This is a genomic window from Cognatilysobacter lacus (assembly GCF_008274655.1).
GTDB lineage: Bacteria > Pseudomonadota > Gammaproteobacteria > Xanthomonadales > Xanthomonadaceae > Cognatilysobacter > Cognatilysobacter lacus.
Genome location: NZ_VTRV01000005.1, coordinates 22,990 through 40,000, shown reverse-complemented (window position 1 = coordinate 40,000; position 17,011 = coordinate 22,990). Strand labels below are relative to the sequence as shown.

12 protein-coding genes and 4 tRNA genes are annotated in these 17,011 nt (G+C 65.0%); all 16 read left to right on the top strand.

Annotated elements, in window-relative coordinates; all coding sequences use genetic code 11:
- The first annotated feature begins 121 nt into the window (after positions 1 to 121).
- The 16 genes from FW784_RS01035 (at position 122) to rpoC (ending at position 16,988) form a co-directional block, all read left to right on the top strand.
- Positions 122 to 766, top strand: a complete 645-nt coding sequence (locus FW784_RS01035) for a 50S ribosomal protein L25/general stress protein Ctc (RefSeq protein WP_149351498.1) — start codon at positions 122 to 124, stop codon at positions 764 to 766.
- 57 nt (positions 767 to 823) lie between these two features.
- Positions 824 to 1,405 carry an aminoacyl-tRNA hydrolase gene (gene pth / locus FW784_RS01030; RefSeq protein WP_149351497.1) on the top strand — a complete coding sequence of 194 codons (582 nt, stop codon included), beginning with the start codon at positions 824 to 826 and terminating at the stop codon, positions 1,403 to 1,405.
- Between the two features lie 68 nt (positions 1,406 to 1,473).
- Positions 1,474 to 2,565: a redox-regulated ATPase YchF gene (gene ychF / locus FW784_RS01025; RefSeq protein WP_149351496.1), complete on the top strand. Its 1,092-nt coding sequence runs from the start codon at positions 1,474 to 1,476 to the stop codon at positions 2,563 to 2,565.
- A 78-nt stretch (positions 2,566 to 2,643) separates the two neighbouring features.
- Positions 2,644 to 2,729 (top strand) — tRNA-Tyr (locus FW784_RS01020).
- A gap of 64 nt (positions 2,730 to 2,793) precedes the next feature.
- Positions 2,794 to 2,867 (top strand) — tRNA-Gly (locus FW784_RS01015).
- A 38-nt stretch (positions 2,868 to 2,905) separates the two neighbouring features.
- A tRNA-Thr gene (locus FW784_RS01010) sits at positions 2,906 to 2,981 on the top strand.
- Positions 2,982 to 3,086: 105 nt separating this feature from the next.
- A complete protein-coding gene (gene tuf / locus FW784_RS01005; protein ID WP_149351484.1) occupies positions 3,087 to 4,277 on the top strand; it encodes an elongation factor Tu in 1,191 nt (396 codons plus the stop codon).
- 167 nt (positions 4,278 to 4,444) lie between these two features.
- Positions 4,445 to 4,520, top strand: a tRNA-Trp gene (locus tag FW784_RS01000).
- 88 nt (positions 4,521 to 4,608) lie between these two features.
- Positions 4,609 to 5,001 (top strand): preprotein translocase subunit SecE, encoded by a 393-nt coding sequence (secE, locus tag FW784_RS00995; protein ID WP_149351495.1) that lies wholly within the window; start codon positions 4,609 to 4,611, stop codon positions 4,999 to 5,001.
- A 1-nt stretch (position 5,002) separates the two neighbouring features.
- Positions 5,003 to 5,575 (top strand): transcription termination/antitermination protein NusG, encoded by a 573-nt coding sequence (gene nusG / locus FW784_RS00990; protein ID WP_149351494.1) that lies wholly within the window; start codon positions 5,003 to 5,005, stop codon positions 5,573 to 5,575.
- Positions 5,576 to 5,733: 158 nt separating this feature from the next.
- Entirely contained in the window at positions 5,734 to 6,162 is a 429-nt protein-coding gene (gene rplK / locus FW784_RS00985; RefSeq protein ID WP_149351493.1) for a 50S ribosomal protein L11, read from the top strand.
- A gap of 3 nt (positions 6,163 to 6,165) precedes the next feature.
- The gene (rplA, locus tag FW784_RS00980; RefSeq protein WP_149351492.1) at positions 6,166 to 6,864 is read left to right on the top strand and encodes a 50S ribosomal protein L1; all 699 of its coding nucleotides are present in this window, start codon (positions 6,166 to 6,168) and stop codon (positions 6,862 to 6,864) included.
- 321 nt (positions 6,865 to 7,185) lie between these two features.
- The gene (rplJ, locus tag FW784_RS00975) at positions 7,186 to 7,719 is read left to right on the top strand and encodes a 50S ribosomal protein L10 (RefSeq protein WP_149351491.1); all 534 of its coding nucleotides are present in this window, start codon (positions 7,186 to 7,188) and stop codon (positions 7,717 to 7,719) included.
- Positions 7,720 to 7,776: 57 nt separating this feature from the next.
- A complete protein-coding gene (rplL, locus tag FW784_RS00970) occupies positions 7,777 to 8,145 on the top strand; it encodes a 50S ribosomal protein L7/L12 (protein ID WP_149351490.1) in 369 nt (122 codons plus the stop codon).
- 358 nt (positions 8,146 to 8,503) lie between these two features.
- Positions 8,504 to 12,655 carry a DNA-directed RNA polymerase subunit beta gene (gene rpoB, locus FW784_RS00965; RefSeq protein WP_149351489.1) on the top strand — a complete coding sequence of 1,384 codons (4,152 nt, stop codon included), beginning with the start codon at positions 8,504 to 8,506 and terminating at the stop codon, positions 12,653 to 12,655.
- A 94-nt stretch (positions 12,656 to 12,749) separates the two neighbouring features.
- The gene (gene rpoC / locus FW784_RS00960) at positions 12,750 to 16,988 is read left to right on the top strand and encodes a DNA-directed RNA polymerase subunit beta' (protein WP_149351488.1); all 4,239 of its coding nucleotides are present in this window, start codon (positions 12,750 to 12,752) and stop codon (positions 16,986 to 16,988) included.
- The last annotated feature ends 23 nt before the right edge of the window (positions 16,989 to 17,011 follow it).

Sequence of the window (17,011 nt, the reverse complement as noted above, 5' to 3'; positions counted from 1 at the left end):
GTGAGTTCGCTTTACGTCGACTAGTTTTTGCGGCGCAAGCCGCATCCCACTCGTCTGGTCGCGGACGAGTGTCTCGATCGCCGCGAGGCGATTTTCCTGCAGTAGAAAGCGAGCAATTCAAATGTCCGAACACACCATCAAGGCCACCGGCCGCAGCGACAAGGGGAAGGGTGCGAGCCGCCGCCTGCGTCATGCTTCCGGCATCCCGGCCATCATCTACGGCGGCAGCACCGAGCCGAAGCAGATCCAGCTGGACCAGGAAAAGATCTGGGTCGCCAGCCAGAACGAGTGGTTCTACTCGTCGATCCTGTCGCTCGATGTCGACGGCGCCGTCGAGAGCGTGCTGCTGCGTGACATGCAGCGCCATCCGTTCAAGCAGCAGATCATGCACCTGGACTTCCAGCGCGTGAATGCAAACGAGACGCTGCGCGCCAGCGTGCCGCTGCACTTCCTCAACCAGGACACGTCGCCGGCCGGCAAGACCGCCGAAGTCGTCGTCGCGCACGAGCTCAACGAAGTCGAAGTGAGCTGCCTGCCCAAGGACCTGCCGGAGTTCATCGAGATCGACCTGGCCGACCTCAAGCTCGGCGACGTCATCCACCTGTCGGACCTCAAGCTGCCGGAAGGCGTCGAGATCCCCGAGCTCAAGCTCGGCAAGGAACACGATGTCGCCGTGGTCAGCGCGAAGCTTGGCCGTACCGGCCAGGAAGAGCCTGCGCCGGGCGAGGGTGGCGAAGCCGCCGCCCCGGAAGCGCCGAAGAAGTAAGCGATTCGCGGACGGGCCGGCCTCACGGTCGGCCCGTTCGTCGTTTCTGCGACTTGCATGGCAGGGCTACGACTCATCGTCGGTCTCGGGAACCCGGGGCCGGAACACGCGCGCCAGCGGCATAACGCCGGGTTCTGGTTCGTGGACGAGCTCGCACGCAAGTACGGCGGGCAGTTCCGCATCGAGCCGAAGCTGTTCGGCGAGACCTGCAAGGTGGACATCGGCGGCTCGGCGGTGTGGCTGCTCAAGCCGGCGACCTTCATGAACCTCGCGGGCAAGTCGGTTACGGCGGCGCTGCGGTTCTGGAAGATCGAACCGGACGAGGCGTTGCTCGCCCACGACGAACTGGACCTTCCGCCCGGTACGGCACGGCTCAAGTTCGACGGCGGCCACGGCGGCCAGAACGGCCTGCGCGACACGATCCGACTGCTCGGCCACGCGAAGTTCCATCGCCTGCGCGTGGGTATCGGCCATCCCGGCCACAAGGACAAGGTCGTCGGCTGGGTGCTCGGCAAGCCCACGGCGGCTGACGAAGCCATGATCCTGCGCTCGATCGACGACGCCATCGATGTCATGCCGCTGGCGGTCGCCGGCGACGTCAACGAGGCGATGAAGCGCCTCAACACCGCCAAAGCCTGAGCGGGCATGCGGAAACGGCTGCTTTGCGGCCGCTTCCGCATCACCGTTCGAATCACCGGAGCCAGACCATGGGCATCAAATGCGGCATCGTCGGCCTGCCCAACGTCGGCAAGTCGACCCTTTTCAACGCGCTGACCAAGGCGGGCATCGCCGCGGCAAATTTTCCGTTCTGCACGATCGAGCCGAACGTCGGCATCGTCCCCGTGCCGGATCCGCGGCTCAACCAGCTGGCGGAGATCGTCAAGCCGCAAAAAGTCATCCCGACCGCGGTCGAGTTCGTCGACATCGCCGGCCTCGTCGCTGGCGCGGCCTCGGGTGAGGGCCTGGGCAACAAGTTCCTGGCGCACATCCGCGAGGTCGACGCGATCACCCACGTGGTGCGCTGCTTCGAGAATCCGGACGTCATCCACGTCAACAACAAGGTCGACCCGCTCGCCGACATCGACACGATCGACACCGAACTGGCGCTGGCCGATCTCGAGTCGGTCGACAAGGCGCTGCAGCGCGCCGAGCGCTCGGCCAAGACGGGCGACAAGGAGGCGAAGGTCCGGGCGGAGATCCTGGGTCGCATCCGCACCGGGCTCGACGCCGGCACGGCGGCGCGTGCGCTCGGCCTGTCCGACGAGGACAAGGCGGCGGTGCGCGACCTGTTCCTGATCACGATCAAGCCGGTGCTTTACGTCGCCAACGTGCTGGAGGACGGCTTCGAGAACAATCCGCACCTCGACGCCGTGCGCGAGCGGGCGAAGGCCGAGGGCGCCGAGGTGGTGCCGGTCTCGGCGGCCATCGAGGAAGAGCTCAGCCAGCTGGACGATGTCGACCGCGACGCATTCCTGACCGATCTGGGCCTGGACGAGCCCGGGCTGAACCGGGTGATCCGCGCGGCCTACAAGCTGCTGGGCCTGCAGACCTACTTCACCGCCGGCGTGAAGGAAGTTCGCGCCTGGACCGTCCGGGCCGGTTCCACGGCCCCGCAGGCGGCCGCGGTCATCCACACCGATTTCGAGAAGGGCTTCATCCGCGCCGAGACCATCGGTTTCGACGATTTCCTCAAGTATCGCGGCGAATCCGGCGCGCGCGATGCGGGCCGGCTGCGTCTCGAGGGCAAGGAATACCGGGTGCAGGAAGGCGACGTCCTGCATTTCCGCTTCAACGTCTGACGGCGGTCGACATCGGGTGGGACAAGTGAACGATGCGTTGACTTGGCCTGACCGGTCCGCCAGAATTGCGGGCTCTCTGGAGGGATACCCAAGCGGCCAACGGGGGCAGACTGTAAATCTGCTGGCTTACGCCTTCGGTGGTTCGAATCCACCTCCCTCCACCAGCATTCGATCCAAACCGGCGGCGTTACCAACCACCGGTGCAGTACCCAAGCAGGTTCGTCCGGCGCGGGAGTAGTTCAATGGTAGAACTTCAGCCTTCCAAGCTGATTGTGCGGGTTCGATTCCCGTCTCCCGCTCCATTGAAGCCGCGACAGATACCCGCAGGGCCGCAACACACGCTCACGTAGCTCAGTCGGTAGAGCACCTCCTTGGTAAGGAGGAGGTCGAAGGTTCGATTCCTTTCGTGAGCACCACGTTGTACGCGGATCCTTCCGCAACGGCCCGGCCAGGCATGGTCGGACTGTTCAAACAGCAATCCCCTGAACGCTTCCAGCGAAGCGCCCCAACGAGACGGAACCATGGCCAAGGGTAAGTTCGAGCGCACCAAGCCCCACGTGAACGTGGGCACGATCGGTCACGTTGACCACGGCAAGACGACGCTGACGGCGGCGCTGACGAAGGTAGGTGCCGAGCGTTTTGGTGGTGAGTTCAAGGGCTACGACCAGATCGACGCGGCGCCGGAAGAGAAGGCGCGCGGCATCACGATCTCGACGGCGCACGTGGAATACGAGTCGGCGAACCGCCACTACGCGCACGTCGACTGCCCGGGTCACGCGGACTATGTCAAGAACATGATCACGGGTGCGGCGCAGATGGACGGCGCGATCCTGGTGTGTTCGGCGGCGGACGGCCCGATGCCGCAGACGCGCGAGCACATCCTGCTGGCCCGCCAGGTCGGCGTGCCGTACATCCTGGTCTACCTGAACAAGGCGGACCTGGTGGACGACGCGGAGCTGCTCGAGCTGGTCGAGATGGAAGTTCGCGAGCTGCTGAGCAAGTACGACTTCCCGGGCGACGACACCCCGATCATCAACGGCTCGGCCCGCCTGGCGCTCGAGGGTGACCAGTCGGAGATCGGCGTGCCGTCTATCATCAAGCTGGTCGAGGCGCTGGACACCTGGATCCCGCAGCCCGAGCGCGACATCGACAAGCCGTTCCTGATGCCGGTCGAGGACGTGTTCTCGATCTCCGGTCGTGGCACGGTGGTGACCGGCCGCATCGAGCGCGGCGTGATCAAGGTGGGCGAGGAAATCGAGATCGTCGGTATCCGTCCGACCCAGAAGACGGTCGTCACCGGCGTCGAGATGTTCCGCAAGCTGCTCGACCAGGGCCAGGCGGGCGACAACGCCGGCCTGCTGCTGCGCGGCACCAAGCGTGACGACGTCGAGCGCGGCCAGGTGCTGTGCAAGCCCGGTTCGATCAAGCCGCACACCGACTTCGAGGCCGAGGTCTATGTGCTGAGCAAGGACGAAGGCGGCCGCCACACGCCGTTCTTCAAGGGCTACCGTCCGCAGTTCTACTTCCGCACGACCGACATCACCGGCGCCTGCACCCTGCCCGAGGGCGTGGAGATGGTGATGCCGGGCGACAACGTGAAGATGACCGTGCAGCTGATCAACCCGGTGGCGATGGACGAAGGCCTGCGCTTTGCAATCCGCGAAGGCGGCCGTACCGTCGGCGCCGGCGTGGTGGCGAAGATCATCAAGTAAGAGCCGGTTACCCGAACAGTGTTCAGGTAGCTCCGGCGTTCGCCAGGCTTCGAGCCTGCGGGCGCCGGACGGCACAGGCGGCTTATGGCGCCTGTGCCACAACCGGGCGGAAACGGCAGGGCGGCGCGAGCCGCCATTGCCTTTTCGGAACATGCCCAAAGAACGATACGCCAGTAGCTCAATTGGCAGAGCAGCGGTCTCCAAAACCGCAGGTTGGGGGTTCGAGTCCCTCCTGGCGTGCCACCTCGACGGTCATCTGGATGCCCGTCGAACCGAACATCATCAAAGTCCGCGCATGGATGCAGGGGCTTTTGCGAGGGACTCGCCTGACGTGAACACCAAAGTCGTACCAAATCGCGGCGCCCAGCCCGGTGGCACTGCCGCCGTCGATATAGCGAAGTACGTCGTCGCCGTGCTGCTGGTGGCCGCCGGCATATTCGGCTTCTACTGGTTCGCGGACCTGTCGACGCCGGTGCGCGCGATCATGGTCATTGCCGGCGTCCTCGCCGGTGCGCTGCTGTTTGCGACCTCGGGCCGCGGCGGCCGCACGCGCAGCTTCCTGTCCGAATCGCGGTTCGAACTCCGAAAGGTCGTCTGGCCGACCCGCCAGGAAGCCCTGCGGACCACGTGGGTCGTCATGCTCGCCGTGCTGATCCTCAGCGTGCTGCTTGCGGGCTTCGACGTGGTCATCCAGGCGTTGGTCAAGCTGTTGCTGGGGCGTTGAGATGAGCGAAGTAAAGAAGCGTTGGTTCGTGGTGCATGCCTACTCGGGCTTCGAGAAGTCCGTGGCGCAGGGGCTGCGCGATCGCATCATCCGCGACGGCATGGAAGATCGCTTCGGCGAAGTGCTGGTGCCGACCGAGGAAGTGGTCGAGATGCGCGCCGGGCAGAAGCGCCGGTCGGAGCGCAAGTTCTTCCCGGGCTACGTGCTCGTGCAGATCGCGGTCCATGACGACAATGGCATCCCCCGGATCGACAGCGAGTGCTGGCACCTGATCAAGGAGACGTCGAAGGTGATGGGCTTCATCGGCGGCACAGCCGATCGACCGCTGCCCATCTCCGACCGCGAGGCCGACCAGATTCTCCAGCGCGTGCAGGAAGGCGTCGAGAAGCCGCGTCCGAAGGTGCTGTTCGAGCCCGGCGAGATGGTTCGAGTCGTCGACGGCCCGTTCAACGACTTCAACGGCGTGGTTGAAGAAATCAACTACGACAAGAGCCGCCTGCGCGTGGCGGTCCTGATTTTCGGTCGCTCGACCCCTGTCGAACTCGAGTTCGGCCAGGTCGAGAAGGCCAAATAACGTTACCCGTACGTTCGTGCGGATAACTCCCGCGGTTGATCCGGCCTAAGGCCGGATGACTCCGGGGAGGCGGAGCGGGCGCAGCCTGTTCCGGTTTTCAACGAAAGGAGGAGTCACCGGCTTGCCGCCGCTGACGTTCGAACTCCAGGAGAAGCATCGTGGCTAAGAAAGTCGTTGGTTACATCAAGCTGCAGGTGAAGGCCGGCCAGGCCAATCCCTCGCCGCCGGTCGGTCCCGCTCTCGGTCAGCGCGGCCTGAACATCATGGAGTTCTGCAAGGCGTTCAACGCCGCGACCTCCAAGCTCGAGCCGGGCCTGCCGACGCCGGTCATCATCACCGCCTACTCGGACCGCACGTTCACCTTCATCACGAAGAGCACGCCGGCATCGGTGCTTTTGAAGAAGGCGGCGGGCATCACGTCCGGCTCCAAGCGTCCCAACACCGAGAAGGTGGGCAAGGTCACCCGCGCCCAGCTCGAGGACATCGCCAAGCAGAAGGAAGCCGACCTGACGGCGGCCGACCTGGATGCCGCGGTGAAGACGATTGCGGGTTCCGCCCGCTCCATGGGTCTCGTGGTGGAGGGCTAAGACATGCCAATGAACAAGCGCCAGAAGGCCATCAAGGCCGCAGTCGTCCCGGGTAAGGCTTATCCCTTCGACGACGCCATCCAGATCGTGAAGTCGGCCACCAAGGCGAAGTTCGTCGAGTCGATCGACGTCGCCGTGCGTCTTGGCGTCGACGCCAAGAAGTCCGACCAGCAGGTGCGCGGCTCGACCGTGCTGCCCGCCGGTACCGGCAAGTCGGTCCGCGTCGCGGTGTTCGCGCCGGCCGGTGCCAAGGCCGACGAGGCCCTCGCTGCCGGCGCGGAAGCGGTCGGCATGGACGACCTCGCCGAGCGCATGCAGGCCGGCGAGCTCAACTACGACGTCGTCATCGCGACGCCGGATGCGATGCGCGTGGTCGGCAAGCTCGGCCAGGTGCTCGGTCCGCGTGGCCTGATGCCCAACCCGAAGGTCGGTACGGTTTCCGCCAACCCGGCTGAAGCGGTCAAGAACGCCAAGGGCGGCCAGGTCCGGTATCGCACCGACAAGGCAGGTATCATTCACTGCACGATCGGCAAGGCCGATTTCGACGCCGACAAGCTCAAGGACAACCTCCAGGCGCTGCTGCTCGACCTGATCAAGGCCAAGCCGTCGACCTCGAAGGGCCACTACCTGCAGAAGATCGCGATCAGCTCGACCATGGGTCCGGGCGTGACGGTCGACCAGGCATCGCTCGCTCTCAAGTAATCGTTTCAAGGCCGATGGCTCACGCCGTCGGCCGACTCTTTTGAAGGCGCTGCTGCTTCGGTAGCAGCGACCGTCAAAGACCGCAGGTGCGGTCTGCGCCGACCGGCGACGGGCTAGGAAAGCTCAGTACGGCAAGGGAATCGCCGTCGGTCGAAGCGGGGCCACTTAATCGCTACAGCCTGCGTAGATGGTGCCCTTCTGGAAATTCGTTTCTGGACGGCCACCACGGGATGCCTCGCGGCGTCCCCGATGCCATGGACTGGCGTCGCCCCGTCCCGCTTCGGCCCCCGGCCGTTCGCGGAGTTCATTTGGAGGAGTGCAATGGCTCTCAAACTGTCCCAGAAGCAGGAAGTCGTCGCGGAACTGGCGGAAATCGCCGGTAAGGCGCACTCCCTGGTCGCGGCCGAGTACGCGGGCACCACGGTCAGTCAGATGACCGAGATGCGCAAGAAAGCTCGCGAAACGGGTGTGTACCTCAAGGTCGTCAAGAACACGCTGGCATCGCGCGCCGTTGAAGGCACCGATTTCGCGTGCGTCCAGGACGCCCTGGTTGGTCCGCTGCTCTATGCGTTCTCGCTCGAGGAGCCCGGCGCCGCCGGTCGCCTGATCAAGGACGCATCCAAGGGCAACGACAAGCTCAAGGCGAAGGTCGTCTCGGTGGAGGGCAAGCTGCTGCCTGCCGCCCACGTGGACGTCCTGGCCTCGCTGCCGACCCGTGAGCAGGCGCTCGCGATGCTCGCCCGCGTGCTGGCCGAACCGGCCGCCATGTTCGCGCGTGCAGTCAAGGCCGTGGCCGATCAGCAGGGTGGCGGCGACGCCGCGCCGGCTGAAGAAGCCGCCGCTGAAACCGCCTGATCGCCGCGTAATTTCCTGAATCCGCTTTAGAAACCTATTTCCGAAAGGTAAATCACAATGTCCGTTACCAACGAGCAGATCGTCGACGCCATCGCCACCAAGTCGCTGATGGAAGTCATGGACCTCGTCAAGGCGATCGAAGAGAAGTTCGGCGTCTCCGCCGCTGCCCCGGTCATGGCCGCTGGCCCGGCCGCCGCTGCCGCCCCGGTCGAAGAGCAGACCGAGTTCAACGTCATCCTGAAGTCGGCTGGCGAAAAGAAGGTCGAAGTCATCAAGGCCGTTCGCGCGATCACGGGCCTCGGCCTGAAGGAAGCGAAGGACCTGACCGAGGCCGGTGGCGTCGTGAAGGAAGGCGCGTCGAAGGACGACGCCGCGAAGATGAAGAAGGACCTGGAAGCTGCTGGCGCGACCGTCGAGGTCAAGTAAGCAGCCCTTGCGTCGCCGGATTCCACTGGCGACCAACTGAAGGCTGGGAGCGAATGCTCCCGGCCTTTGGCCGTTGTTGAAGGACCCGGTTTTCCGGAACGTTTCAACCGGTTCGTTGTCCGACGCCGCGCATCGCGGCCCGGGCTCGAGCCTTTCCGTTCCCCGGGTCCCGCGGTAAGAAACCCAACCGAGTTGGTAGTTGGAAGCAGCTTCAGAAGGCGTGCAGGTGCCGGCAATACCTGCGGCTTCCAACTGACAGTTCATCCCCTTACGGGGTTGACGGATCGAGAGTCCGAAACATCACAACGCGACGGATCCACGATCCCCGATCCCCGCTCCAAGAGAGGCGGCAGTTCCCATGACGACGTACTCGTTCACCGAGAAGAAGCGCATCCGCAAGGATTTCGGCAAGCGCCGCGCGATCCTCGAAGTCCCGTTCCTGCTCGCGATCCAGGTCGACTCGTACCGCGAGTTCCTGCAGGAAAAGACCGATCCCGCCAAGCGCGAGGATCGCGGCCTGCACGCTGCGCTGAAGTCGGTCTTCCCGATCGCCAGCTACAGCGGCAATGCGGCCCTGGAATACGTCGGCTACAAGCTCGGCGAGCCGGCGTTCGACGAACGCGAGTGCCGCCAGCGCGGCATGAGCTACGGCGCGCCGCTCCGCGTGACCGTTCGCCTGGTGATCTACGACCGTGAGTCGTCGACCAAGGCGATCAAGTATGTGAAGGAGCAGGAGGTCTACATGGGCGAGATCCCGCTCATGACCGAGAACGGCACCTTCATCGTCAATGGCACCGAGCGCGTCATCGTCTCGCAGCTGCACCGCTCGCCGGGCGTGTTCTTCGACCACGACCGCGGCAAGACGCACAGCTCGGGCAAGCTGCTGTACTCCGCGCGCATCATTCCGTACCGCGGCTCGTGGCTCGACTTCGAGTTCGACCCGAAGGATTCGGTGTTCTGCCGCATCGACCGTCGCCGCAAGCTGCCGGTGACCATCCTGCTGCGCGCGCTCGGCTACAACAACACCGAGATGCTCGCGCAGTTCTTCGACATCAACACCTTCCACATCCTGCCCGAGGGCGTGCAGTGGGAGCTGGTGCCGGAGCGCCTGCGCGGTGAAACGCTCGACTTCGACCTGGCCGATGGCGACAAGATCATCGTCGAGGCGGGCCGTCGCGTGACCGCGCGGCACGTGCGCCAGCTCGAGCAGGCCGGCATCGCCGCGCTCGCGGTGCCGGACAGCTACCTGGTCGGCCGCATCCTCTCGCACGACGTGGTCGATTCGAAGACCGGCGAGCTCATCGCCAGCGCCAACGAAGAGATCAACGACACGCATCTCGAAGCCCTTCGCAAGGCGGGCATCGAGCAGATCGGCACGCTGTGGGTCAACGACCTCGACCGCGGCCCGTACATCTCCAACACGCTGCGCATCGACCCGTCGAAGACGCAGCTCGAAGCGCTGGTCGAGATCTACCGGATGATGCGTCCGGGCGAGCCGCCGACCAAGGATGCCGCGCAGAACCTGTTCCACAACCTGTTCTTCACATTCGAGCGCTACGACCTCTCGGGCGTGGGCCGGATGAAGTTCAATCGCCGCCTCGGCCGCAAGGAAACGGAAGGCGCGTCGGTGCTGTACGACGCCAAGTACTTCCAGGATCGCAAGGACGAGGAGTCCGGTCGCCTGCGCAACGCGTTCGGCAAGACGTCCGACATCCTCGACGTGATCCGCGTGCTCACCGAGATCCGCAACGGCCGCGGCGTGGTCGATGACATCGATCATCTCGGCAACCGTCGCGTGCGTTCGGTCGGTGAAATGGCGGAGAACACCTTCCGCGTCGGCCTCGTGCGCGTCGAGCGTGCGGTCAAGGAGCGCCTGTCGATGGCCGAGTCCGAAGGCCTCACGCCGCAGGAACTCATCAACGCCAAGCCCGTGGCCGCCGCGATCAAGGAGTTCTTCGGCTCCTCGCAGCTGTCGCAGTTCATGGACCAGAACAACCCGCTGTCGGAAGTCACGCACAAGCGTCGCGTGTCGGCCCTCGGACCGGGCGGCCTGACGCGTGAGCGCGCCGGCTTCGAAGTGCGCGACGTGCACCCGACGCATTACGGCCGCGTCTGCACCATCGAGACGCCGGAAGGGCCGAACATCGGCCTGATCAACTCGCTCGCCGTGTTCGCGCGCACCAACCAGTACGGCTTCCTCGAAACGCCTTACCGCAAGGTCGTGGACGGCAAGGTCACCGACGACGTCGAGTTCCTGTCGGCGATCGAGGAGAACGAGTACGTCATCGCCCAGGCGAATGCGCCGCAGGACGACAAGGGCATGATGACGGCGCAGTTCGTCGCCTGCCGCTACCAGGGCGAGTCGCTGCTGAAGGCGCCGAGCGAGGTCCACTTCATGGACGTCTCGCCGATGCAGACAGTGTCGGTCGCCGCGGCGCTCGTGCCGTTCCTCGAGCACGATGACGCAAACCGCGCACTCATGGGCGCCAACATGCAGCGCCAGGCCGTGCCGACGCTGCGTTCGCAGAAGCCGCTGGTCGGAACCGGCATCGAGCGCGCCGTGGCGCGTGACTCGGGCGTCACGGTGAACGCGAAGCGTGGCGGCGTGATCGAGCAGATCGACGCGGCGCGCATCGTGGTCAAGGTCACGGAGACGGAAGTCAACGAAGGCCTCGACGCCGGCGTCGATATCTACAACCTGATCAAGTACACCCGTTCGAACCAGAACACCTGCATCAACCAGCGCCCGCTGGTGAAGGTCGGTGACCGTATCGAGCGCGGCGACGTGCTGGCCGACGGTCCGTCGACGGACATCGGCGAGCTCGCGCTGGGTCAGAACATGCTGGTCGCGTTCATGCCGTGGAACGGCTACAACTTCGAGGACTCGATCCTGCTCTCCGAGCGCGTGGTCGAGGAGGATCGCTACACCACGATCCACATCGAAGAGCTCACCGTGCAGGCGCGCGACACCAAGCTCGGGCCGGAGGAAATCACCGCCGACATCCCGAACGTGTCCGAGCAGGCGCTCGGCCGCCTCGACGAATCGGGCGTGGTCTACATCGGTGCGGAAGTCCGTGCCGGCGACATCCTCGTGGGCAAGGTCACGCCGAAGGGCGAGAGCCAGCTGACGCCGGAAGAGAAGCTGCTGCGCGCGATCTTCGGCGAGAAGGCATCGGACGTTAAGGACAGCTCGCTGCGCGTGCCCCCGGGCATGGACGGCGTGGTGATCGACGTGCAGGTCTTCACGCGCGACGGCATCGAGAAGGACAAGCGTGCGCGCCAGATCGAGGAATCCGAGATCCGTCGCGTCAAGAAGGACTTCGACGACCAGTTCCGCATCCTCGAAGCCGCGATCTACGACCGCCTGCGTTCGCAGCTGATCGGCAAGGTCGCCAACGGTGGCGGCAACCTCAAGAAGGGCGAGACGGTGACGAGCCTCGTGCTCGACAGCCTGTCGCGCAAGGACTGGTTCACCCTTCGCATGAAGGACGAGGACGCGGTCGACGCGATCGAGCGCGCGCAGAAGCAGATCGACGAATACCAGAAGGAATTCGAACGTCGCTTCGCCGACAAGCGCGGCAAGATCACCCAGGGCGATGACCTCGCACCGGGCGTGCTGAAGATGGTCAAGGTGTTCCTCGCCGTTAAGCGCCGCATCCAGCCGGGCGACAAGATGGCCGGCCGCCACGGCAACAAGGGTGTCGTTTCGACCATCGTTCCGGTCGAGGACATGCCATACGCCGCCGACGGCCAGACCGTCGACATCGTGCTCAATCCGCTCGGCGTGCCGAGCCGAATGAACATCGGCCAAATCCTCGAAGTGCACCTGGGCTGGGCCGCCAAGGGCCTCGGCAAGAAAATCGATCGCATGCTGCAGGCGCAGAACGCGGTGACCGAACTTCGCAAGTTCCTCGGCGACGTCTACAACCACGACACCGCGGTGATGGGCGAGCGCGTCGACCTCAAGCAGTTCAGCGACGAGGAGCTCATCCGCCTCGCCAAGAACCTGTGCGACGGCGTGCCGATGGCGACGCCGGTGTTCGACGGTGCGGCCGAGTCGGAGATCAAGCGCATGCTCGAACTCGCCGACCTGCCGACCAGCGGCCAGACGATCCTGCATGACGGCCGTACCGGCGAGGCGTTCGAACGCCCCGTCACGATCGGCTACATGCACATGCTGAAGCTGAACCACCTCGTCGACGACAAGATGCACGCGCGTTCGACCGGTCCGTACTCGCTCGTCACCCAGCAGCCGCTGGGCGGCAAGGCGCAGTTCGGCGGCCAGCGCTTCGGCGAGATGGAAGTCTGGGCGCTGGAAGCGTACGGCGCGGCCTACACCCTGCAGGAAATGCTGACGGTGAAGTCCGACGACGTGCAGGGCCGCAACCAGATGTACAAGAACATCGTCGACGGCGACTACGAGATGGTCGCGGGCATGCCGGAGTCCTTCAACGTGCTCGTGAAGGAAATCCGCTCGCTGGCGATCAACATGGAGCTCGAAGAGATCTGAGAACGGGACGCCGGCCCACGGCGCGCGACAACGCGCGCCGGAACGCCGGGAATCAACGACGTTCTCGATGCACTTCGCTCCCCAGGAGACTGAAATGAAAGACCTGCTCAATCTGTTCAACCAGCAGCGCACGACGATCGACTTCGACGCGATCAAGATCGGCCTGGCATCGCCGGAACTGATCCGTTCGTGGTCCTACGGCGAGGTCAAGAAGCCGGAGACGATCAACTACCGCACGTTCAAGCCCGAGCGTGACGGCCTGTTCTGCTCCGCGATCTTCGGCCCGATCAAGGACTACGAGTGCCTGTGCGGCAAGTACAAGCGCATGAAGCACCGCGGCGTGGTCTGCGAGAAGTGCGGCACCGAAGTCACGCTGGCCAAGGTGCGCCGCGAGCGCATGGGCCACATCGACCTCGCCTCGCCGGTCGCGCACATCTGGTTCCTGAAGTCGCTTCCGTCGCGCATCGGCCTGATGCTCGACATGACGCTGCGCGACATCGAACGCATCCTGTACTTCGAAGCTTTCGTGGTGACGGAGCCGGGCCTGACGCCGATGGAGCGTGGCCAGCTGCTCAACGAAGAGCAGTACATGACCGCGCGCCAGGAGCACGGCGACGACTTCGACGCCGCGATGGGCGCCGAGGCGGTGTACGAGCTGCTGCGCACGCTCGACCTGCAGTCGGAAATGATCCAGCTGCGCGAGGACATCGCGTCGACCGGTTCGGAGACCAAGCTCAAGCGCCTCACCAAGCGCATCAAGCTGATCGAAGCGTTCGTCGAGTCCGGCAACCGCCCGGAGTGGATGGTCATGACCGTCCTGCCGGTGCTGCCGCCGGACCTGCGCCCGCTCGTCCCGCTGGACGGTGGCCGCTTCGCGACGTCGGACCTCAACGACCTGTACCGCCGCGTCATCAACCGCAACAACCGCCTGCGTCGCCTCCTTGAGCTCAACGCGCCGGACATCATCGTGCGCAACGAGAAGCGCATGCTGCAGGAGTCGGTCGACGCGCTGATGGACAACGGCCGCCGTGGCCGCGCCATCACCGGCACCAACAAGCGCCCGCTCAAGTCGCTCGCCGACATGATCAAGGGCAAGCAGGGCCGCTTCCGCCAGAACCTGCTCGGCAAGCGCGTCGATTACTCGGGCCGTTCGGTCATCGTGGTCGGCCCGACCCTGCGCCTGCACGAGTGCGGCCTTCCGAAGAAGATGGCGCTCGAGCTCTTCAAGCCCTTCATCTTCTCCAAGCTGCAGCGCCGTGGCCTCGCCACGACGATCAAGGCCGCCAAGAAGCTCGTCGAGCGCGAAGAGGCGCAGGTGTGGGACATCCTCGAAGAGGTGATCCGCGAGCACCCGGTGCTGCTCAACCGTGCGCCGACCTTGCATCGCCTCGGCATCCAGGCGTTCGAGCCGGTCCTCATCGAAGGCAAGGCGATCCAGCTGCATCCGCTCGTCTGTACGGCATTCAACGCCGACTTCGACGGTGACCAGATGGCCGTCCACGTGCCGCTCTCGCTGGAAGCCCAGCTGGAAGCGCGCGCGCTGATGATGGCGTCGAACAACATCCTGTCGCCGGCGAACGGCGAGCCGATCATCGTGCCGTCGCAGGACGTCGTGCTCGGCCTGTACTACATGACCCGCGCGCTGGTGAACAAGAAGGGCGAGGGCATGGCGTTCGCGAACGTCGCCGAGGTCAAGCGCGCGTACGACAACCGCGTCGTCGAACTGCACGCCAAGGTCAAGGTGCGCATCACGCAGACGGTCATCGCCGATGACGGCTCGCGCTCGAAGCAGACGTCGATCGTCGATACGACGGTCGGCCGTGCACTCCTGCAGGAAATCCTGCCGGAGGGCCTGCCCTACGAGCTCGCCAACACCGAGCTGACCAAGAAGAACATCTCGCGCCTGATCAACAGCTGCTATCGCCAGCTGGGCCTGAAGGACACGGTGATCTTCGCCGACCAGCTGATGTACACCGGCTTCGCGTATGCAACGCGCGCCGGCGTGTCGATCGGCATCGACGACATGATCATCCCCGACGAGAAGAAGGGCATCCTGGACGAGGCCGAGACCGAGGTGCTGGAAATCCAGCAGCAGTACCAGTCGGGCCTGGTCACGGCCGGCGAGCGCTACAACAAGGTCGTCGACATCTGGTCGCGCACGAACGAGCGCGTGGCCAAGGCGATGATGGAAGCGATCGGCACCGAGATGGTGGAAGGCAGCGACGGCAAGCAGGTCGCGCAGAAGTCGATGAACTCGATCTACATCATGGCTGACTCCGGTGCGCGTGGTTCGCAGGCGCAGATCCGCCAGCTCGCCGGTATGCGCGGCCTGATGGCGAAGCCGGACGGCTCGATCATCGAGACCCCGATCACCGCGAACTTCCGCGAAGGCCTGAACGTCCTCCAGTACTTCATCTCGACCCACGGTGCCCGTAAGGGTCTCGCGGATACCGCGCTGAAGACGGCGAACTCGGGCTACCTGACCCGTCGACTCGTCGACGTCGCGCAGGACGTGGTGATCACCGAAACCGACTGCGGCACGCTCGAGGGTCTGATGATGACCCCGATCGTCGAAGGCGGCGACGTGGTCGAGCCGCTGAAGGAGCGCGTGCTGGGTCGCGTCGTGGCCGAGGACGTGTTCCTGCCGGGCAACGACGAAGATCCGATCGTCACCCGCAACACGCTGCTCGACGAGGCCTGGGTCGCCAAGCTCGAAGAAGCCAGCGTGCAGTCGATCAAGGTGCGTTCGACCATCACCTGCGAAACGCCGTTCGGCGTCTGCGCGTTCTGCTACGGCCGCGACCTCGGCCGCGGCCACCTCGTCAATCACGGCGAGGCGGTGGGTGTCGTCGCGGCGCAGTCGATCGGCGAGCCGGGCACGCAGCTGACGATGCGTACGTTCCACATCGGTGGTGCGGCGTCGCGAGCAGCAGCGATCGACAACATCACGGTCAAGACCAACGGTTCGGTCAAGTTCAACAACCTCAAGCACGTCGACCACGCCAACGGTCACCTGGTCGCGGTGTCGCGCTCGGGCGAATTGTCGATCCTCGACGCGCACGGCCGCGAGCGCGAGCGTTACAAGCTCCCGTACGGCGCGACGATCACCGTGCGTGACGGTGCGGAAGTGCGTGCCGGCCAGCAAGTCGCGAACTGGGACCCGCATAACCATCCGATCGTGTCGGAGGTGAAGGGCTTCATGCGCTTCATCGACTTCATCGACGGCGTCACCGTCATGCAGAAGACCGACGAACTGACCGGCCTCGCGTCCAGCGAGATCACCGATCCGAAGCGTCGCGGTACGCAGGCGAAGGACCTGCGTCCGCTCGTGCGGATCGTCGACGCGAACGGCAAGGACCTGCAGATCCCGAACACGGACCTGCCGGCCCAGTACATGCTGCCGCCGCGCTCGATCGTCAACCTGCAGGACGGCGCGCCGGTCGGCGTCGGCGACGTGGTCGCGAAGATCCCGCAGGAAGCGTCGAAGACCCGCGACATCACCGGTGGTCTGCCGCGCGTTGCCGACCTGTTCGAAGCGCGCAAGCCGAAGGACCCGGCGATCCTCGCCGAGCGTTCGGGCATCGTCTCGTTCGGCAAGGACACCAAGGGCAAGCAGCGCCTGATCATCCGCGACTCGGATGGCAGCGAGCACGAAGAGCTGATCCCGAAGTACCGCCAGATCATCGTGTTCGAAGGCGAGCACGTGGAGAAGGGCGAGACCGTGGTGGACGGCGAGCCGAACCCGCAGGACATCCTGCGCCTGCTCGGCGTCGAGCCGCTGGCGGTCTACCTGACCAAGGAGATCCAGGACGTCTACCGCCTGCAGGGCGTCAAGATCAACGACAAGCACATCGAGGTGATCGTTCGCCAGATGCTGCGCAAGATCGAGATCGCCGACGCCGGGGACAGCAAGTTCCTGGCCGGCGAGCAGGTCGAGCGCCAGCGTCTGATCGAGGAGAACCGTCGCCTCGGCGGTCGCAACGAGATCCTCGCGAAGTACGACCCCGTCCTGCTCGGCATTACCAAGGCCTCGCTTGCGACGGAATCGTTCATCTCGGCAGCTTCGTTCCAGGAGACCACGCGCGTGCTCACCGAGGCGGCCGTCCGCGGCACCCGCGACACGTTGCGCGGCCTCAAGGAGAACGTGATCGTCGGTCGCCTGATCCCGGCAGGTACCGGCCTGGCGTACCACAGCCAGCGCCGCAAGGACGCTTCGGGCCTGACCGACCTCGAGTTCGAGACGCTGTCGGCACCTGCGACCGTCGCCCCCGTGGCGGCTGTCGAGGAAGCGCCCGCCGCGACCGAAGCGGCCGGCGGCAGCGAGGAAGAGTGATCGAGCGGGCCGGCTTGCCTTCG

Excerpts from the sequence above, each read along its gene's own strand:
- FW784_RS01035 (WP_149351498.1), top strand. The coding sequence starts at position 122 with ATGTCCGAACACACCATCAAGGCCACCGGCCGCAGCGACAAGGGGAAG.
- pth (WP_149351497.1), top strand. The coding sequence starts at position 824 with ATGGCAGGGCTACGACTCATCGTCGGTCTCGGGAACCCGGGGCCGGAA.
- ychF (WP_149351496.1), top strand. The coding sequence starts at position 1,474 with ATGGGCATCAAATGCGGCATCGTCGGCCTGCCCAACGTCGGCAAGTCG.
- tuf (WP_149351484.1), top strand. The coding sequence starts at position 3,087 with ATGGCCAAGGGTAAGTTCGAGCGCACCAAGCCCCACGTGAACGTGGGC.
- nusG (WP_149351494.1), top strand. The coding sequence starts at position 5,003 with ATGAGCGAAGTAAAGAAGCGTTGGTTCGTGGTGCATGCCTACTCGGGC.
- rplA (WP_149351492.1), top strand. The coding sequence starts at position 6,166 with ATGCCAATGAACAAGCGCCAGAAGGCCATCAAGGCCGCAGTCGTCCCG.
- rplJ (WP_149351491.1), top strand. The coding sequence starts at position 7,186 with ATGGCTCTCAAACTGTCCCAGAAGCAGGAAGTCGTCGCGGAACTGGCG.
- rplL (WP_149351490.1), top strand. The coding sequence starts at position 7,777 with ATGTCCGTTACCAACGAGCAGATCGTCGACGCCATCGCCACCAAGTCG.
- rpoB (WP_149351489.1), top strand. The coding sequence starts at position 8,504 with ATGACGACGTACTCGTTCACCGAGAAGAAGCGCATCCGCAAGGATTTC.
- rpoC (WP_149351488.1), top strand. The coding sequence starts at position 12,750 with ATGAAAGACCTGCTCAATCTGTTCAACCAGCAGCGCACGACGATCGAC.